Below are 15,983 nucleotides of genomic sequence, written 5' to 3' on the forward strand. Positions count from 1 at the left end.
GGATCGCCATCGTGGAGGCGGCAGCAGGGCATGCGCGGTTCGGCCCGGTCCTGGCCACCCGACCCGTCGAGGTCCGCCACGACCTCGACACCCTGGACAACGGCTTCTGGGCGGTCGTCGCCGAGTTCGAGGGCCCGGTCACCGCCGTCCGCTTCGCGGAGGTGGACCGTGCTGCGCCAGTCCCGCCACCCACGCCGTGGGTGCCGCTGGACGGCGAGTGGCACACGAGCCTGGACCACGCGGCATACCTCGCGGGGGTGGGGGAGATCCGGGAACGGATCGCCGCGGGAACCGTCTACCAGGTGAACCTCTGCCGCGTCCTCTCGCACGCGCTGCCCGAGGACGCTGAGCTCGACGGGCTGGCCCGCCTGCTCGAGCGCGGCAACCCGGCACCGCATGCGGGACGGGTCGTCGTGCCTTCGGCCGGGCTCGACGTGGTGTGCGCCAGCCCTGAGGCGTTCCTGCTGCGGGACGGCGACCGGCTCGAGTCGCGCCCGATCAAGGGGACGGCCACCACCCTCGACGCGATGCTGCCCAAGGACTACGCGGAGAACGTCATGATCGTCGACCTCGTGCGCAACGACCTGTCGCACGTCTGCCGCGAAGGGACCGTGCAGGTCGACCACCTGTGCCGCCCCGAGGAGCACCCCGGGATGGTCCACCTCGTGTCCGCCGTGTCCGGAGAGCTGCGCCCCGGGCTCGGCTGGCGCGAGGTGCTGGCGGCGACGTTCCCCCCTGGTTCGGTCTCCGGGGCGCCCAAGCACACTGCGCTGCAGGCCATCGGCGACCTCGAGCCGACGACGCGCGGCCCGTACTGCGGGGCGATCGGCTGGGTCGACGCAGACCGCGGGACCGCGGAACTCGCCGTCGGCATCCGCTCGTTCTGGGCGCAGCGGGACGACGACGGGCAGCGGTGGCTGCGGTTCGGCACCGGTGCGGGGATCACGTGGGGGTCCGACCCCGAGCAGGAATGGGTGGAGACTCAGGTGAAATCCCGACGTCTCGTGGGACTGGCGTCTGGGAAGGTGGAGGCATGAGCAACGAGCCACGGGTCTGGGTCAACGGTCGGCTGACAGCGGTCGACGAACCATCGATCACGGCACTCGACCACGGGGTGACAGTGGGCGACGGCGCCTTCGAGACGGCCAAGATCGACCACGGCCAGGTCTTCGCCGCGACCCGCCACGCCCGACGTCTCGACCGGACACTCGCGGGGCTGGGCCTCCCGGTCGCCGACCACGCCTACATCGCCGAGGGCACCAAGGCCGTCCTCGAGGCGGGCGACCCGATCGAGTTCGGTCGGCTGCGCTACTCGGTGACCGGCGGGGCGGGACCCCTCGGGTCCGACCGCGACGACAGCCCCCTCACCTACATCGTCACCGCGGGCGCCCAGCCGCGCCCGCCCCGAAGCGCCTCGGTCGCCGTCGTCCCCTGGACGCGCAACGAGCGGTCCGCCGTGGCGGGCCTCAAGACCACCTCGTATGCCGAGAACGTCGTGGCCCTCGCGTACGCCAAGGAGCGCGGGGCCATCGAGGCGGTGTTCGCCAACACGCGCGACGAGCTGTGCGAGTGCACCGGGTCGAACATCTTCGTGGTGGTGGACGGGGTCATCCTCACCCCGCCGCTGGACTCGGGCTGCCTGGCCGGGATCACCCGCGAGGTGACGATCGAGTGGTGCCGCGAGGACGGGCTCGAGGTGCGCGAGGAGGCGCTGCCCCTGGAGATCCTGCGCGAGGCCGACGAGGTCTTCATCACCAGCAGCACCAAGGACGTCCTGGCCATCCACGGCGTCGACGACCGCCGCCTTGAGCCGGGCCCGGTCACCGCGCGCGCCGCGGCCGTGTTCGCCCGGCTCTGCGTCGAGCGGACGGACCCGTGAGCGACCGCCCCGGGCAGGTCGCGCCGGGGGAGCGGACCGTCGAGGAGGACGACGCCGACGACGACTGGGCCTGGCGTCGGCGGATCCGGTCCAACCCCCACACCCACCGCATCTACAAGTGGGTCGTGGGCATCGTCGGCGCGGCCGTCACCGTCGGCGGGCTCATCCTGGTGCCCGCGCCCGGTCCGGGCTGGGTCATCGTCTTCGTGGGCATCGCGATCCTCGCGTCCGAGTTCGAGCGGGCGCAACGGCTGCTGACCTGGGGCAAGGCACGGCTCAACGACTGGAACGAGTGGGTCGCCCCCAAACCGCTGTGGTTCAAGGGCCTCGTCGGCCTGGTCACGCTCGCGCTGGTGCTGGCGATCTTCTACGGGCTGTTCCTGCTGTCGGGCGTCCCCGGGTTCTTCCCGGACGTCGTCGAGGACCGGATCAAGGACCTGCCCGGGCTCTGAGCCCGGTCAGCCGTCGGCCGGGGCAGGCCGATTTCACCTCGCGCGCCCGATCCGGCTATTCTTCGGCAGGCCCGCCGTCACCTGCGTGACCAGGGCGCTGGACGTGTAGCTCAGTTGGTTAGAGCGTTCGCTTCACACGCGAGAGGCCAGGGGTTCGAGTCCCTTCACGTCCACCGGCACGACAGCCCCTCACCTGCGAACCATGCAGGTGAGGGGCTGTTTCGCTCCGTGGGTCTGCGCTCAGGAGATCTGGCAGGTCTGGATCCAGAACGTCTTGTACTTGGTGTCGGACCCGATCGAGCCGGGTGCCTTCACCGTGAGCTTGACGTGGTAGCCCTGCTGCGGGTGGGCCATGTAGGGCAACAGGTACGGAGACAGGTTGTAGGTCTCCTGGGCGTCGACGTCGGTGCCGCCGCCTGCGTCGTCCTCGCCGATGAAGATCTTGTCCTTCTCGAGCAGGACGTCGCGACCGGTGGGAGGCTGGGCCTCGAAGGTCACCGTGGCGTTGAGGTTCCCCTTGTCGAAACCGTAGAAGTCGACCTGGAACACGCAGCCGACGTGCGGTTGGTTGTCCGGCGCCTCGTCGAAGGGCACGCCGTCGATCTTGATGGTTCCGTTGTCGCCGGCGGGGCTGCCGCCGGCGGAGGCCATGCTGATCGGGACCAGCAGGGCAGTGGCGCTCGCGAGCCCCACCAGAAGGGTGCGACCGCGTCCGGCTCGAATGACCATGTCCGCGCTCCTTGGTCGAGGACCCCTGGCTGCCCGGTGCAGCCGCGTGGTCCAAGGCTCGTCAACGTAGGGCCTGGCTGGAGGGCCCACATCGCCCAACGGACCTACGCCATTTGCGCTCGGGCTCGACCGTCTGTCGCCGCTCAAACGAGGGACGACGCCGGGTGGATCGCTGGCTATCCTGACTCTCCGGCCAGCCACCGGGGCCCTTCAGGGCCACCGGCGGTGGCCGGACCAGCGTCGGGGCCGCCATCGCGGGTCTCTTGCTCCCAACACAGGGAAATGACCGCGAGCACGCGCAAGCGACCTGACGATCTCCATCCAAGGGACGAGGGTTCCCGACGCGGGGTCTGTCAGTCTCCATCCACCAGTCACCACCACTTCAGGATGGAAGTGCCTCATGTCCAAGCACATCATCAAGCTCCGGACCCTCATGACCGAGCGCGGCGCCACCGCCGTCGAGTACGGCCTGATGGTCGCCCTGATCGCGCTCGTGATCATCGTCGCCGTCGCCCTGCTGGGCACGAACCTCTCGACCATCTTCAACAACACCGCCAGCAGCGTCTAGGACGTCCCTGCTCTCCGGGTCCCCGACCCGGAGCCTGCGTCCGCTCCGGCCGTTCCCACTGCTGCGGGGGCGAGCTGGCGCAATCGGTGCTCCTGCGCCGCCTGCGCGACGTACGGTGCGTGCGTGGACGGGCTGTGGACGAGAAGGTCATGCGGCTGCGGTATGCCGGCACGTGCCGGATCTGTGGCGTCGGGCCGGAGCAGGGGTCCCGAGCGGTCTACGAACGACCGACGAAGTCGGTCCGCTGTCTCAGCCATGGCTCTGGGGGTCGAGCGACAGTCCACCAAGGCGTGGGACACCGGCGCGTTGGGGGAGGAAAGACTGGGCAAAGGTCTGGACCGGCTCGCGTCGGACCACCTGCGGCTGCTCCACGACCGACTCATCCCCCGGGTCGAGGGCAAACATCGACCACCTGGCCGTGACCGCCGGCGGGGTGCACGTCATCGACGCGAAGAAGTATCGGGGTCGCCCGCAGCTCAAGATCGAGGGTGGCATCCTCCGGCCCCGCGTCGAGCGACTCGCCAAGGCGTTGCCGCCCGCCTGAGTGTCGCCACCCGCGATGCTGACAGCCCCGATCGCGACAGCGCAGCCTAGGCGTGCTCGTCCGCTGCGGCGGGTGGCTGAACGGACCACTCGGCCGGCTCGTCGTCGGTGTCGGTGTCAGCGACCTCTTTGGTCTGGTGCACCTTGCCCGGCTTGTGGTGTTGCGGTGCGTAGACGGTGTAGACCTGCATGGGCTCGTCGCCGATGTTGGTGACGTTGTGCCAGCTCCCGGCGGGAACGAGGATGCACCAGCCGTCGGTGACCTCTTGGTCGAAAGTCAGCTCGTCCTTGGCGGGCCCCATCTGGGCGCGACCACGGCCGCGGTCGAGTCGGATGAACTGGTCGGTGTCCGGGTGCTTCTCGAGCCCGATCTCACCCTTGACCGGAATCGACATGAGGGTGACCTGCAGGTAGGTGCCGCTCCAGGCCACGGTGCGGTAGTTCGGGTTCTCGAGCGTTTCGGTCTCCAGGTCGAACGACTGGGGACGTGGGCCGATGTCCTTGATTCCCATGGCTTGACCGTAGCCCTGGCCGGACCTCGTCGGAATGCCCAACGTCAACGAGCAAGGACGCACCGAGGCCCGAGGCCCGAGGCGCGAACTGCGTCGGAGCCGCCGCGAACGGCTCCAGACCGACGTGGCAGGCTTCCGCCGCATGAGTCCTGTCACCTTTGAGACGTTGCGCCTGTTCCTGCACGTTCTGGCCGCGACAGTGTGGGTTGGTGGCCAGATCACGCTCGCTGCTCTGGTCCCGGCGCTTCGCGCGGCTGGCACCGACGTGCCGAAGGCCGCCGCCAATGCCTTCAACCGCATCGCCTGGCCCGCGTTCGGGATCCTGCTGCTGACCGGTATCTGGAACGTGGTCGCCGAAGGCGACAAGGGTCCGGCGTACCAGCACACCCTGATGGTGAAGTACACCCTGGTGGTCGGCTCCGGCGTGACCGCCTACCTGCACGCTCGGGCGGCCTCGCGCAAGGCGATGTCGATCTTCGGGGCGCTCACCGGACTCACTGCACTTGCCACGTTGTTCGTCGGGATCATGCTGGCCGGCTGACCCGTCCACGTCGGACTGAGACTGTCCTGGGTTGCGCCAACGGCTCGAGAGCCACCCACGAGCTGACTCGGCGGAGAGTGGCAACCTCTCCGTCGGCCGCGCGGGGTGGCGTCGGGCAGCATCATCGTCGCGCCCACTGCTCGCTCGTGATCTCGAACCGGAAGCCACCACGCTCAGAGCCCTCGGTCGCGTACCCCTTCCCCAGGCGTCCCGACGGAGTCGGTAGCCGAGCTCGACCTCGTCCAGCGGACCCGTCCGCTGCGGGCGCAGGCACAACCACCCGATGAAGGTGCCGGTCTCCTTCTCGTGGGCCGCGAACAGTCCGAACCGACCGTCCCACCGTTCGTATGCGGCGAGGATGCCGGGGATGACCTCGTCACGAACGACGTCATCCGACAGCGACGGCTCGCCACCGGTGAGGTACCGCATCACCGCGGGGTCACCGTCCAGCTCGATCAGCGGTCCGCGTCCTGCGCCGTGAACTGGCGCAGCACCAGCCGCTCGCTCTCGAGGTAGTCGCTCATGGTCGAAGCATGCCCAGGACGATGTGCATCGCCAAAGGACTCCGGTCGGACCGGCCCTCTACGGAGGCTATAGTTAGTGCACTAAGTAGGTCACTCGTCGTTGGGACAGGCATGAAGAGCGTGGTCGGTCACCTCAAGAGCCAGCGACGGACCCTGAGCGTTGGTCAGGTCGCGACCAGGCTCGAACACCGGCTCTACCTCTCGGAGCCGACCCGTCAGGCGACTCAGGAGGGCTGCGAGCTCGCCATTCGACACGGGTTGTCCGGCGTCATCGTCCGGCCCGAGAGCGTGCCCACGGCGGGGCTGCACTTGGCCGGTACATCCGTTGGTGTGGTCACCATTCCCGGCTGGCGACACGAGGAAGTTGAACCACTCGGCACCCAGGCATTGCTTGCAGAGTCGCGTCGTCTGGCAGCCGAGGGCGCAACCGATCTGGGGATGCTGGCCACTGCCGAAGGGCTGGCGGCGGACGCCGGCCATCGGTTCGCTGACGATGTCACTGCGCTCGTCGACGCCATGCAGGCATACGGAGCGCGCGTGCGAGTCGTGCTGGACACCGACGGTCTGACTCCGGATGCGACCAGGGCGGCCTGTGCATTGTTGGGGGCCACCGGTGCCTGGCTCGTGCAAGGCGGTTCGTGGCGTGGCACGGCGCGCACCGGGCTGTCCCGCGTCCAGCTCATGAGAGCTGCACTGCCCGAGCGGATCAGACTGAAGTGGACGTTCCCCGTCAGGTCGCTCGACTCGATGATGATCTGCATCGCCGAGGGCGTGGACCGGTTCAACGGCGACGCGGAGTCAATCTTGAAGGATGCCGAACGACGCGCTGCCTTCGGTCCCCTGTTGGTTCCGGATCCCGACACCGACTACTGACGCACTTGTTTCGGACCCAACCACTCCTGCGCTGAAGAGTGTCGCGATGGGTGTTCGCAACTACCTGGTCGAGGGTGTCTCGGGCACGCGCAAGACATCCGTGTGTGAGGAGCTAGGGCGGCGAGGTCGAGCAGGACCAAGGCCTCTCCTCTTCGCGAGGGCGACCTGCCAGCCTTGGTACGGGAGCGATGGCGATGAACGAGGTCGGTCAGAGGTTGTTGGCTCGGGTCCAGGGTGTGGATGCACTCCGGTGGAGCGCTCTGGCGGGCACGCTCGGCTTCGGTGCGTTGGTGACCCTGTTCGTCGGTGGAGACGCCGTGACCGATCCCGGGGGTTGGGCGGGGATCGGGGGCACGGCGGTCTTCGTGCTGGTCGTGGGCGCACTGTGCCTCCTGGCCTGGTATCACGCCGGGGCTTCGTTCGCGGTGCTGGCTGTGGCCGCGAGCGCTCCCTTGGCTTTTGGCGTGTGGTCGCTGGTGGACTACGGCGCGGCTCACGACTGGGAGGACAGTCACGGCCCGCTGTCGCTGGTGCTCGTCGTGGCCATCTGTGCACCGGCTGGTGTGGCGGGTCTGTTCCGACCACGTGCGGCTGGCTACCTCATCCTCACGGTGAGTGTGGTGCCCCTCCTGCTGGCCGCGGTGGGCGCGACCTCCCACTTCTACGAGCCGTTGTCGGTGGGGCTGCTGCTTGCGCCCATCGTGGCCTCGGGCATCTTGTTCCTGTTGTCCGGTCGGCAACAGGGACAACGAGGAAACCCTGTGGTGACCGACCTGCGCCACTGATGTACTGGTCCGCCACCCGGGGTCTGCCGAGCTGATGGAGGGAGCCGTCGTGACGGGCTATGACGTCCTTGCCGAGGTGTACGAGTGGCTCATCTCGGACGCGAAGTTGACGCCCGCCGAGTTCGTCGCGGCGTTCGCTGACGTCACCTGTGACCTTCCGCCACACGCTCAGGTGCTCGATTGCTCATGCGGTACCGGGCAGCTGGCGGTCGGGCTCGCCGGCCTCGGCATGCGGGTCGTCGCGACCGACGCCAGTGCAGCGATGGTTCGTCGGACTGAGGTCCTGGCTGAGGAATCGGGTGCCTCGGTCTCCACGGTGCGAGCCGAATGGGGGGAGCTGGCCGACCACTTCGAGGACGCCACCTTCGACATGGTGTTCTGCGTCGGCAACTCGTTGCACCATGCCAAGGGGTCACGAGGCAGGGGTGCTGCACTGGAGTCGATGTCCCGACTCCTGCGCCGTGGCGGGCGGTTGGTACTCACCTCCCGCAACTGGGAGCTGGTGAGGTCCAGAGGCTCCCGTCTGGACATCGGTGACCGGATGGTCCGCCGTCATGGCCGCGATGGCCTCGTCATCTATCGCTGGGAGATCGCAGCGCAGTGGGAGCAGGAGCACCGCATCGAGATCGCTGTCGGGCAGGTCGAGGAGGATGGATCGGTCTTGGTCCGCTCGGAACTGTTGTCGTGCTGGCCGTATCGATACGGCGAGCTCGAGTCCGAGCTGCTCAGCGCAGGGCTCCGGGTCGACAAGAGCACGTACGACCCGGAGGCTGAGGGGTACGTGGTGGTGGCCTCGAAGGAGTAGCACCGCCGACCCCATCCCCTGCCGGTGGGGTGCCACGGGACGGCTGCCGCACCCGTGACGGGTGTCAGTGCTGCCGACGGGGCCGAGGCATAGCATCCGTGGCGTGAGCGACTCCCTCAGCGCAACCACCATCTTCCTGACAGGCGCCGACGGCGCGGAGGTCGAGGCCTACCTCGCCCGTCCCGACGGCGAACACACCCGCGGCGGGGTGGTGGTGATCCACCACATGCCGGGCTACGACCGAGCCACCAAGGAGATGGTGCGCCGGTTCGCCGAGCTGGGTTACGACGCGATCTGCCCCAACCTCTACAGCCGCGAGGCGCCGGGAGCGGACCCGTCCGATGCCGCGGCCACGGCCCGCGCACAGGGTGGCGTGCCGGACGACCGGCTGGTCGGCGACGTCGGTGCCGCCACGGCATACCTGCGGGCGCTGCCGACCAGCAACGGCTCGGTGGGCGTGGTCGGCCACTGCTCCGGTGGCCGGCAGGCCGTCCTGGCGGGCTGCCGGCTCGACCTCGACGCGGTCGTGGACTGCTACGGCGCGTTCGTCACGGGGGAGCCGCCCGCGGGCTACCCGCTCAAGGTCACCAACCTCGTCGACCAGCTCCCGTCGCTCGGTGCGCCACTGCTCGGGTTGTTCGGGGCAGAAGACAAGACGCCGAGCCCCGACCACGTGGCCGAGCTCGACCGGCGGCTCGCCGAGCTCGGCAAGCCCCACGAGTTCCACACCTACGACGACGCCGGTCACGCCTTCTTCGCCACCGACCGCCCGAGCTACCGGGTGACCGCGGCGAACGATGGCTGGGAGCGGATCGCGTCGTTCTTCGGGTCCCACCTCACCGGACGGGAGAGCTGACATGTGCACCTACGCCACGGTCGCCGAACAGGTCGACGGCAGTGCGAAGGGACCGGGGGGCCAGTGGTTCCACGTCAACGACGCGACCGTCTACTACGACCACCCCGTCCACGCGATGGCGGAGCACACCCTCAACATCGACCTCGCCGACCCCTCGCTCGGACCGGGGGCGCGGGTGGCGGTCGAGCTGACCCGCGACTCGGCCACCCGCCTCGTGCGGGCGATCGAGGAAGCGCTCGCCTCCGCACCGGAAGGCGTCTGACCGTGGCACAGGTGACCGAGCTGCACGTCTACCCGGTGAGCGGCCAGCCCGGTCGCGACCTCGAGGAGGTCGGCGTCGACGCCGCGGGCCTGGCCGGCGACCGGCGCAAGAAGGCGGCGGTCCACGTGGTGGCTGCCCACGACGTCGCGCCCGACACGCGGGCCAACCTCGTGGTCTCGTTGAGTCCTGCCGAGCTCGTGGCCGCCATCGGCGGCGTGCTCGTGGTGGGCGGCGTCGAGCTCGACGTCACCGGCACCGCGCGCGACTGCCCCGGGGTGTATGCCGCGGTGCGTCGCCCCGGCACCGTGCGCGTCGGCGACGAGGTCACGGCAGTCGCCCCGGCGAGTGGCGTCGATGAGGGTTGAGCGACCCGATGACCACGAGCCGGCAACCCGCGTGACGCGTGTCGGTGCGGCGGCATAAGGTCGTCATGTGCCGGACTTCGTCTCCGCTGGGACTGGGCGGATCGTGAAGGTTCCCACGGACGCTCGTGCGCGCCACGACCTCGCCGTGGGTCGCCTGGCTGCCAGCTACTCCGCCATCCCGGCGAACGCTCCGGTGCGGCTGGCCAAGAAGACGTCCAACCTCTTCCGCGCGCGAGCCCGCACCGACGCGCCCGGTCTCGACGTCTCGCTGCTCGACCAGGTGATCGAGGTCGACGCCGAGGCGCGCACCGCCGACGTGCAGGGCATGTGCACCTACGAGCACCTCGTCGAGGCGACCCTGCCCCACGGCCTGGCGCCGCTCGTCGTGCCCCAGCTGAAGACGATCACCCTGGGTGGGGCGGTCACCGGGCTCGGCATCGAGTCGACGTCGTTCCGCAGCGGCCTGCCCCACGAGTCGGTCCTGGAGATGGACATCCTCACCGGCGCCGGCGAGATCGTCACGGCCCGGCCGGAAGGCGAGCACGCCGACCTCTTCCACGGGTTCCCCAACTCCTACGGCACGCTCGGCTACGCCACCCGCCTGCGGATCGCCCTCGAGCCCGTCGAGCCCTTCGTCGCCCTGCGCCACGTCCGGTTCCACGACCTCGAGTCGCTCGTCGAGACGATGGGCCGGATCTGCGACAGCCGGGAGCATGACGGCGAGCGGGTCGACTACCTCGACGGCGTGGTGTTCTCCGCGACCGAGTCCTACCTCACCCTCGGCCGGCAGACAGCCCAGCCGGGGCCGGTCAGCGACTACACGGGCCAGCAGGTCTACTACCGCTCGATCCAGCACGACTCGCCGCTGCCCAAGGTCGACCGGCTCACGACCCACGACTACCTCTGGCGCTGGGACACCGACTGGTTCTGGTGCAGCAGGGCGTTCGGGGCCCAGCACCCCCGGGTGCGCCGACTCTGGCCGCGGCGCTACCGCCGGAGCTCGTTCTACTGGAAGCTCATCGCGCTCGACCACCGGTTCGACGTCGCCGACCGGCTCGAGGCCCGCAAGGGGCGCCCCCCGCGCGAGCGCGTGGTGCAGGACATCGAGGTGCCACTCGGACGGACCGCCGGGTTCGTCCACTGGTTCCTGCGCGAGATCCCCATCGAGCCGATCTGGCTGTGCCCCGTGCGCAGCAAGGGGGAGTGGCCGCTCTACCCGCTGAAGCCCGGCGAGACCTACGTCAACGTCGGCTTCTGGTCCAGCGTGCCGCGAGACCCTGACCAGCCCGAGGGCGCGGCCAACCGGCTCATCGAGGAGCAGGTCACCGCGCTGGAGGGACACAAGTCCCTCTACTCCGACGCCTACTACGACGAGACTCAGTTCTGGCGCCTCTACGGCGGCGACACCTACGCCGACCTCAAGCGCCGCTACGACCCGAAGTCCAGACTGCTCGACCTCTACTCCAAGGCGGTGCAACGCAAGTGACGATTCTCAGGACCAACCGGACCGGCCCCCACCACGGCTCTCCCGGCCCCGACAAGCTGTCGATGGCCGAGATCCTCGACGCCGTGACCGCCGACGAGGTGCCGCTGCGGTTCACCGCCTTCGACGGCTCCGCCACCGGACCCGAGGACGCTCCCTACGGCCTCGACCTCAAGTCTCCGCGCGGCGCGAGCTACCTCGCCACTGCCCCCGGTGACCTGGGCATGGCGCGCGCCTACGTGGCCGGCGACCTCGACGTCACCGGCGTCCACCCCGGCGACCCCTACGAGCTGCTCGACGCGATGGGCAACCTGCACTTCAAGCTCCCGCCGCCCAAGACCGCCGCGGCCATCGCCCGCTCGCTCGGCGTCGAGCTGCTCAAGCCCCCGCCGCCGCCCCCGCAGGAGGCGCTGCCGCGTTGGCGACGGGTCGCCGAGGGCCTGCGGCACAGCAAGACCCGCGACGCCGAGGCGATCCACCACCACTACGACGTGTCCAACACGTTCTACGAGTACGTCCTCGGCCCGTCGATGACCTACACCTGCGCGTGCTACCCGCACGACGGCGCCACCCTCGAGGAGGCGCAGGAGAACAAGTACCGCCTCGTCTTCGACAAGCTCCGGCTCAAGGAGGGCGACCGGCTGCTCGACATCGGCTGTGGCTGGGGCGGGATGGTCCGGTATGCCGCGCGGCGGGGCGTGCACGTCATCGGAGCCACCCTCTCGGCCGAGCAGGCGAGCTGGGCCCAGGAGGCGATCCGCCGTGAGGGTCTGCAGGACCTCGCCGAGGTGCGCCACAGCGACTACCGCGACATCCGCGAGACGGGGTTCGACGCCATCTCCTCGATCGGGCTGACCGAGCACATCGGGGTGCGCAACTACCCGGCCTACTTCGCGTTCATCAAGCACCACCTGCGCACCGGGGGGATGCTGCTCAACCACTGCATCACACGTCCCGACAACCGGCGCACCTCCACGGGCGCCTTCATCGACCGCTACGTGTTCCCCGACGGTGAGCTGACCGGCTCGGGCACGATCATCGCTGCGGCGCAGGACGCCGGTCTCGAGGTCCGTCACGAGGAGAACCTGCGCGAGCACTACGCCCGCACCCTGGCCGGCTGGTGTGCCAACCTTCGCGACAACTGGGACGCGTGCGTCGACGAGGTCGGCGAGGCGACGGCCCGGGTGTGGGGTCTCTACATGGCCGGCTCACGGGTGGGCTTCGAGCGCAACGTCGTGCAGCTCCACCAGGTGCTGGCGGTGAAGCTCGACGACCGCGGCCAGGCCGACCTCCCGCTGCGACCCTGGTGGAACGCCTAGTCGAGCAGCGCCTTTCACTGGTGAGGCTCGGAGTCTCCAATCTGAGCACTGCCCGTCGGCTCAGCACGCGACGGTCGACCGGGCCGAGTCGGTCGCTGGAGCGAGGCGCTGCCTGGTGAGTGACCTCGCGTTTGCCGTCGTGTGGATGTCTCACTGACTGTTTGCATTGCTTGACGTTCGAACACGTGTTCGAATACGATGGGGCATGGCCATCACCCCGATGCACCCGTCACCGCGGCTCGCGGCAGCCGATGGGGTGCGTCAGGTGCATGCCGTGCTCGACCGCTGCGCGTCCGTCGGCGACCTGTCCGGGTATGCCGCGTCGAGCCTGATCGTCGAGCTGGACCGGGCGGTGACCAGGTTGCAGGCCCTCAAGCTGTCCCTGGTGGCGGTGGTGGACAGGTCCGACGTCGCCTCCGACGCGGGGATGACCGGCACCGCCGCGTGGCTGGCCGCTCGGTCTCGGCGTGACGGTGCGTCCGCTGCGCGCGAGGTGCGCCTGGCGACCGCCCTCGACGGCGGGTTCAGCGCGACCCGGGAGGCGTTGAGCGTGGGTGACCTGAGCACCGAGCACGCGCTGGTGATCGCCACCACTGCGCAACAGCTGCCGAGCGGGCTCGACGAGACCGAGCGGGCCGCGATCGAGCAGTCGCTCGTGGCGGTCGGCAAGCGCGTCGATCCCGCGGCGCTGCGCAGGAAGGCCCGGCGGGCGCTGGAGTCCGTGCACCGCTCGCAGGCCGAGGTCGACGCCCACGAGGACTCCGTGTTGCGCAGCGAGGAGGAGCGCGCCCTTGCCGCGACCAGGCTGACCCTGCACGACAACCACGACGGCACGACCACCGGCCGGTTCACCGTGCCCACGCTCGCCGGGCAGATCCTGAAGAAGGTCATCCAGCAGATCGCCTCCCCGCGCCGGTTCGCCCAGCAGGCGGCCCGAGACGCGCGGCTACGGGCCGCGGCGCAGGGCGGGTCGTTGACCGCGGACGAGGTCGCCGAGGCGACCTGGGACGCGTTCCGGTCCGAGGACCTCGACTGGTCGCAGAAGTACGGGCGGGCCTTCGTCGAGCTGCTCGAGCACCTGCCCACCGACCACCTCTCGGGCAAGGTCAACGCGACCGTGCTGGTCACGCTCGACCACGACAAGCTCAAGGCGTCGCTCGGCGCGGCGCACCTCGACACCGGCCACGACCTCTCGGCCTCCGAGGCACGCCGGCTGGCGTGCGGCGCGGGGATCGTGCCGGCCGTGCTCGACGGCGAGTCACAGCTGCTCGACCTGGGCCGGACGCAGCGGTTCTTCACCGAGGCACAACGGGTGGCGCTCTCGATGACCTACGACTCCTGTGCCGCCGAGGACTGCGACCGGCCCTACGCCTGGACCGAGCACCACCATGAAGACCCTTGGGCCCGCGGTGGCCGCACCGACCTCGACCAGGCAGTTCCGTTGTGCGGGTTCCACCACCGGCGCATCCACCATCCGGGGTTCCACCACCGGATCACCCGGGAGGCCGGCGGACGCAAACGCGTCACCATCCACCGGCGGAGGTAGGCGCGGAGGTAGGCACGGAGGTCAGTCGAGGGGGGCGAGCAGCTCCGTGCCGAGCCAGGCCTTCGGGATCCCGAAGGCGTCGACCAGCTCCTGGGCGTGCGGTCGCAGCGCCGCGCACAGGTCGTTGACCGCAGCCGTGACCTGCTTGCTGCGTGCGGGCGTGATCCGGCCGTGCTCGAGGAACCAGCCCTTGTCCGACTCGATGCTGCTCAGCGCGTAGAGGTCGCACACCCGCGAGAGGGTCTGTGCGGCGGAAGCGTCCTCGCACCGGTCGATGGCTGCGACGAACGACTCGAGGACGGTGCGGTCGACGTGGGCCCGTGCTGCCTCGATGACGTGGTCCTGGGCGTCGTTGAAGACGTCGAACAGGTCGGCGCCAGGCTTGCCGGCCTTGCGGAGTCGCAGCGCCAGCGTCTCGATCAGGTGCTTCTCGCGGTCCTCGAAGAGGTCGAGCTGCCAGCCGCGGTCGGTCGGGCCCTTCTCGCTGTCGCGGCCCGGTGCGGAGTCGATGAGGCGCTGGATGAGTCCGCGAGCAGAGCTGCGCTCGATGACCGCCCCCGCGAACTGCCTGGCCCCGAACCGCACCATGCCCATCGTGTCGAGGTCGCCGAACGCGTCGCGGTAGTCGGTGAGCAGCCCCTTGGCGACGAGCTGGAGAAGGACCGTGTTGTCGCCCTCGAAGGTGGTGAAGACGTCGGTGTCGGCCTTGAGGGCGGGCAGCCGGTTGACAGCGAGGTAGCCGGCGCCACCGCAGGCCTCACGGCACATCTGGATGGTCGCCGTGGCGTGCGCCGTCGCGACCGCCTTGGTGCCGGCGGCCCGGGCCTCGAGCTCACGCTGCTGGTGCTCGTCGGCGGCGTCGCCGGCCGACTGCACGTCGTGCATGAGCTCGACCAGCTCGTTCTGCGCGTACTGCAACGCGTAGGACTTGGCCAGGGCGGGCAGCAGCTTGCGCTGGTGTGCCCGGTAGTCGAGCAGGATCACCTCGTCGGTGCCGCCGGGCGGCGCGAACTGCCGGCGGTGACCGGCATACGTGACGGCGAGGGTCAGGGCGGTGCGGGTGGCGGCGCCGGCCCCGCCGGCCACGCTGATCCGCCCGCGCACCAGCGTGCCGAGCATCGTGAAGAACCGTCGCGTCGGGTTGGCGATGGGGGAGGTGTAGGCGCCGTCCTCGTCGATGTCGCCGTAGCGGTTGAGCAGGTTGGTGCGCGGCACGCGCACCTGCTCGAAGGTCAGCCGCCCGTTGTCCACCCCGGGGAGCCCGGCCTTGGCGCCGCAGTCGCCGATCGTCACGCCGGGCATCGTGGCGCCGGACTCGTCGCGGATCGGCACCAGGACGCAGTGCACGCCGTGGCTCTCGCCCTCGGTCACCAGCTGGGCGAAGACCGCGGCCATCCGGCCGTCGCGCGCGGCGCCGCCGATGTAGTCCTTGCGGGCCCGTAGGTCGGGCGTGTGCACGACCAGCTCGTCAGTGGCCGGGTCGTAGGTGGCGGTGGTGCCCAGCGACTGCACGTCGGAGCCGTGACCGGTCTCCGTCATGGCGAAGCACCCCGGGAGGGTGGCGTCGATGATCGACGGGAGGTATGCCGTGTGGTGGCGTTCGGTGCCGAGGTTCGCCACCGCGCCGCCGAACAGGCCCCAGTGCACCCCGGCCTTGACCATCAGCGACAGGTCGGCGTGGCCCAGCAGCTCGAACGCCGTCACCGAGCCGCCGAGGTCGCCGTTGCCGCCGAGGGCCCGGGGGAAGCCCCGCTTGGCGTGGCCGGTGGCGGCCAGCGCCTGCACCTGGTCGGCGATCCGCGCTCGGTACGACTCGAGGTCGAGGGGCTCGGAGGGAGGGGCGAACCGCTCGGGGTCGAGGTCGGTCCTGGCCTCGTCGCGGATCGCGGCCCAGCGACCGTCGAGGCTCTGCTGGATGGCAGTGGCGAGGGTGGTCATGAG

The 15,983-nt window shown here is 69.9% G+C and carries 18 protein-coding genes, 1 tRNA gene and 1 pseudogene; 16 read left to right on the top strand and 4 right to left on the bottom strand.

Annotated features, from left to right (window positions below; genetic code table 11):
- Positions 1-11: 11 nt before the first annotated feature.
- From ABD262_RS06225 to ABD262_RS06240, 4 genes are all read left to right on the top strand, one after another.
- Positions 12-1,037 carry a chorismate-binding protein gene (locus ABD262_RS06225; protein ID WP_344132729.1) on the top strand — a complete coding sequence of 342 codons (1,026 nt, stop codon included), beginning with the start codon at positions 12-14 and terminating at the stop codon, positions 1,035-1,037.
- Entirely contained in the window at positions 1,034-1,879 is an 846-nt protein-coding gene (locus ABD262_RS06230) for an aminotransferase class IV (protein WP_344132732.1), read from the top strand. Before ABD262_RS06225 ends, ABD262_RS06230 begins: the two co-directional genes overlap by 4 nt.
- A complete protein-coding gene (locus tag ABD262_RS06235; protein ID WP_344132735.1) occupies positions 1,876-2,331 on the top strand; it encodes a TIGR02611 family protein in 456 nt (151 codons plus the stop codon). Before ABD262_RS06230 ends, ABD262_RS06235 begins: the two co-directional genes overlap by 4 nt.
- A gap of 99 nt (positions 2,332-2,430) precedes the next feature.
- Positions 2,431-2,504 (top strand) — tRNA-Val (locus tag ABD262_RS06240).
- Positions 2,505-2,571: 67 nt separating this feature from the next.
- Here ABD262_RS06240 and ABD262_RS06245 read toward each other — a convergent pair.
- Positions 2,572-3,060: a hypothetical protein gene (locus tag ABD262_RS06245; protein ID WP_344132738.1), complete on the bottom strand. Its 489-nt coding sequence runs from the start codon at positions 3,058-3,060 to the stop codon at positions 2,572-2,574.
- A 400-nt stretch (positions 3,061-3,460) separates the two neighbouring features.
- On the opposite strand from ABD262_RS06245, the gene ABD262_RS06250 reads away from it, so the two are divergent.
- Together ABD262_RS06250 and ABD262_RS06255 are read left to right on the top strand one after the other, a co-directional pair.
- Complete coding sequence (locus ABD262_RS06250; RefSeq protein WP_344132741.1) at positions 3,461-3,628, top strand: Flp family type IVb pilin; 168 nt, start codon at positions 3,461-3,463, stop codon at positions 3,626-3,628.
- A 418-nt stretch (positions 3,629-4,046) separates the two neighbouring features.
- Entirely contained in the window at positions 4,047-4,172 is a 126-nt protein-coding gene (locus ABD262_RS06255) for a hypothetical protein (RefSeq protein WP_344132744.1), read from the top strand.
- Between the two features lie 46 nt (positions 4,173-4,218).
- On the opposite strand, the gene ABD262_RS06260 is transcribed toward ABD262_RS06255, so the two are convergent.
- Positions 4,219-4,683: a cupin domain-containing protein gene (locus ABD262_RS06260; protein WP_344132746.1), complete on the bottom strand. Its 465-nt coding sequence runs from the start codon at positions 4,681-4,683 to the stop codon at positions 4,219-4,221.
- Between the two features lie 142 nt (positions 4,684-4,825).
- Between ABD262_RS06260 and ABD262_RS06265 the strand changes: the two genes are divergently transcribed.
- Positions 4,826-5,224: a hypothetical protein gene (locus ABD262_RS06265; RefSeq protein WP_344132749.1), complete on the top strand. Its 399-nt coding sequence runs from the start codon at positions 4,826-4,828 to the stop codon at positions 5,222-5,224.
- A 228-nt stretch (positions 5,225-5,452) separates the two neighbouring features.
- Here the strand turns inward: ABD262_RS06265 and ABD262_RS19610 are convergent.
- Positions 5,453-5,653: pseudogene (locus tag ABD262_RS19610) on the bottom strand (GNAT family N-acetyltransferase); the annotation flags it as partial.
- A gap of 206 nt (positions 5,654-5,859) precedes the next feature.
- Here ABD262_RS19610 and ABD262_RS06270 point away from each other — a divergent pair.
- The 9 genes from ABD262_RS06270 to ABD262_RS06310 all read left to right on the top strand — a co-directional run bounded on the left by ABD262_RS06270 (position 5,860) and on the right by ABD262_RS06310 (position 14,042).
- The gene (locus ABD262_RS06270; RefSeq protein ID WP_344132751.1) at positions 5,860-6,621 is read left to right on the top strand and encodes a beta/alpha barrel domain-containing protein; all 762 of its coding nucleotides are present in this window, start codon (positions 5,860-5,862) and stop codon (positions 6,619-6,621) included.
- Between the two features lie 290 nt (positions 6,622-6,911).
- Positions 6,912-7,406, top strand: coding sequence for a hypothetical protein (locus ABD262_RS06275; RefSeq protein WP_344132754.1), 495 nt, complete (start codon positions 6,912-6,914; stop codon positions 7,404-7,406).
- A gap of 34 nt (positions 7,407-7,440) precedes the next feature.
- The gene (locus ABD262_RS06280; RefSeq protein ID WP_344132757.1) at positions 7,441-8,211 is read left to right on the top strand and encodes a class I SAM-dependent methyltransferase; all 771 of its coding nucleotides are present in this window, start codon (positions 7,441-7,443) and stop codon (positions 8,209-8,211) included.
- A gap of 103 nt (positions 8,212-8,314) precedes the next feature.
- Positions 8,315-9,067: a dienelactone hydrolase family protein gene (locus ABD262_RS06285; protein ID WP_344132761.1), complete on the top strand. Its 753-nt coding sequence runs from the start codon at positions 8,315-8,317 to the stop codon at positions 9,065-9,067.
- 1 nt (position 9,068) lies between these two features.
- Positions 9,069-9,329: a DUF6295 family protein gene (locus ABD262_RS06290; protein ID WP_344132764.1), complete on the top strand. Its 261-nt coding sequence runs from the start codon at positions 9,069-9,071 to the stop codon at positions 9,327-9,329.
- Positions 9,330-9,331: 2 nt separating this feature from the next.
- A complete protein-coding gene (locus tag ABD262_RS06295; RefSeq protein WP_344132767.1) occupies positions 9,332-9,694 on the top strand; it encodes a hypothetical protein in 363 nt (120 codons plus the stop codon).
- Positions 9,695-9,797: 103 nt separating this feature from the next.
- Complete coding sequence (locus tag ABD262_RS06300; RefSeq protein ID WP_344132770.1) at positions 9,798-11,180, top strand: FAD-binding oxidoreductase; 1,383 nt, start codon at positions 9,798-9,800, stop codon at positions 11,178-11,180.
- Positions 11,177-12,496, top strand: a complete 1,320-nt coding sequence (locus tag ABD262_RS06305; protein ID WP_344132773.1) for a class I SAM-dependent methyltransferase — start codon at positions 11,177-11,179, stop codon at positions 12,494-12,496. The genes ABD262_RS06300 and ABD262_RS06305 overlap by 4 nt, the downstream gene beginning before the upstream one ends.
- 205 nt (positions 12,497-12,701) lie before the next feature.
- Entirely contained in the window at positions 12,702-14,042 is a 1,341-nt protein-coding gene (locus ABD262_RS06310) for an HNH endonuclease signature motif containing protein (RefSeq protein ID WP_344132776.1), read from the top strand.
- A 21-nt stretch (positions 14,043-14,063) separates the two neighbouring features.
- Here the strand turns inward: ABD262_RS06310 and ABD262_RS06315 are convergent, their stop codons facing one another.
- Positions 14,064-15,980, bottom strand: coding sequence for an acyl-CoA dehydrogenase family protein (locus ABD262_RS06315; RefSeq protein ID WP_344132779.1), 1,917 nt, complete (start codon positions 15,978-15,980; stop codon positions 14,064-14,066).
- Positions 15,981-15,983: the final 3 nt, after the last annotated feature.

It is taken from the genome of Pedococcus bigeumensis, assembly GCF_039531795.1.
GTDB lineage: Bacteria > Actinomycetota > Actinomycetes > Actinomycetales > Dermatophilaceae > Pedococcus > Pedococcus bigeumensis.

Excerpts from the sequence above, each read along its gene's own strand:
- ABD262_RS06315 (WP_344132779.1), bottom strand. The coding sequence starts at position 15,980 with ATGACCACCCTCGCCACTGCCATCCAGCAGAGCCTCGACGGTCGCTGG.
- ABD262_RS06280 (WP_344132757.1), top strand. The coding sequence starts at position 7,441 with ATGGAGGGAGCCGTCGTGACGGGCTATGACGTCCTTGCCGAGGTGTAC.
- ABD262_RS06270 (WP_344132751.1), top strand. The coding sequence starts at position 5,860 with ATGAAGAGCGTGGTCGGTCACCTCAAGAGCCAGCGACGGACCCTGAGC.
- ABD262_RS06290 (WP_344132764.1), top strand. The coding sequence starts at position 9,069 with ATGTGCACCTACGCCACGGTCGCCGAACAGGTCGACGGCAGTGCGAAG.
- ABD262_RS06230 (WP_344132732.1), top strand. The coding sequence starts at position 1,034 with ATGAGCAACGAGCCACGGGTCTGGGTCAACGGTCGGCTGACAGCGGTC.
- ABD262_RS06310 (WP_344132776.1), top strand. The coding sequence starts at position 12,702 with ATGGCCATCACCCCGATGCACCCGTCACCGCGGCTCGCGGCAGCCGAT.
- ABD262_RS06260 (WP_344132746.1), bottom strand. The coding sequence starts at position 4,683 with ATGGGAATCAAGGACATCGGCCCACGTCCCCAGTCGTTCGACCTGGAG.
- ABD262_RS06245 (WP_344132738.1), bottom strand. The coding sequence starts at position 3,060 with ATGGTCATTCGAGCCGGACGCGGTCGCACCCTTCTGGTGGGGCTCGCG.
- ABD262_RS06250 (WP_344132741.1), top strand. The coding sequence starts at position 3,461 with ATGTCCAAGCACATCATCAAGCTCCGGACCCTCATGACCGAGCGCGGC.
- ABD262_RS06265 (WP_344132749.1), top strand. The coding sequence starts at position 4,826 with ATGAGTCCTGTCACCTTTGAGACGTTGCGCCTGTTCCTGCACGTTCTG.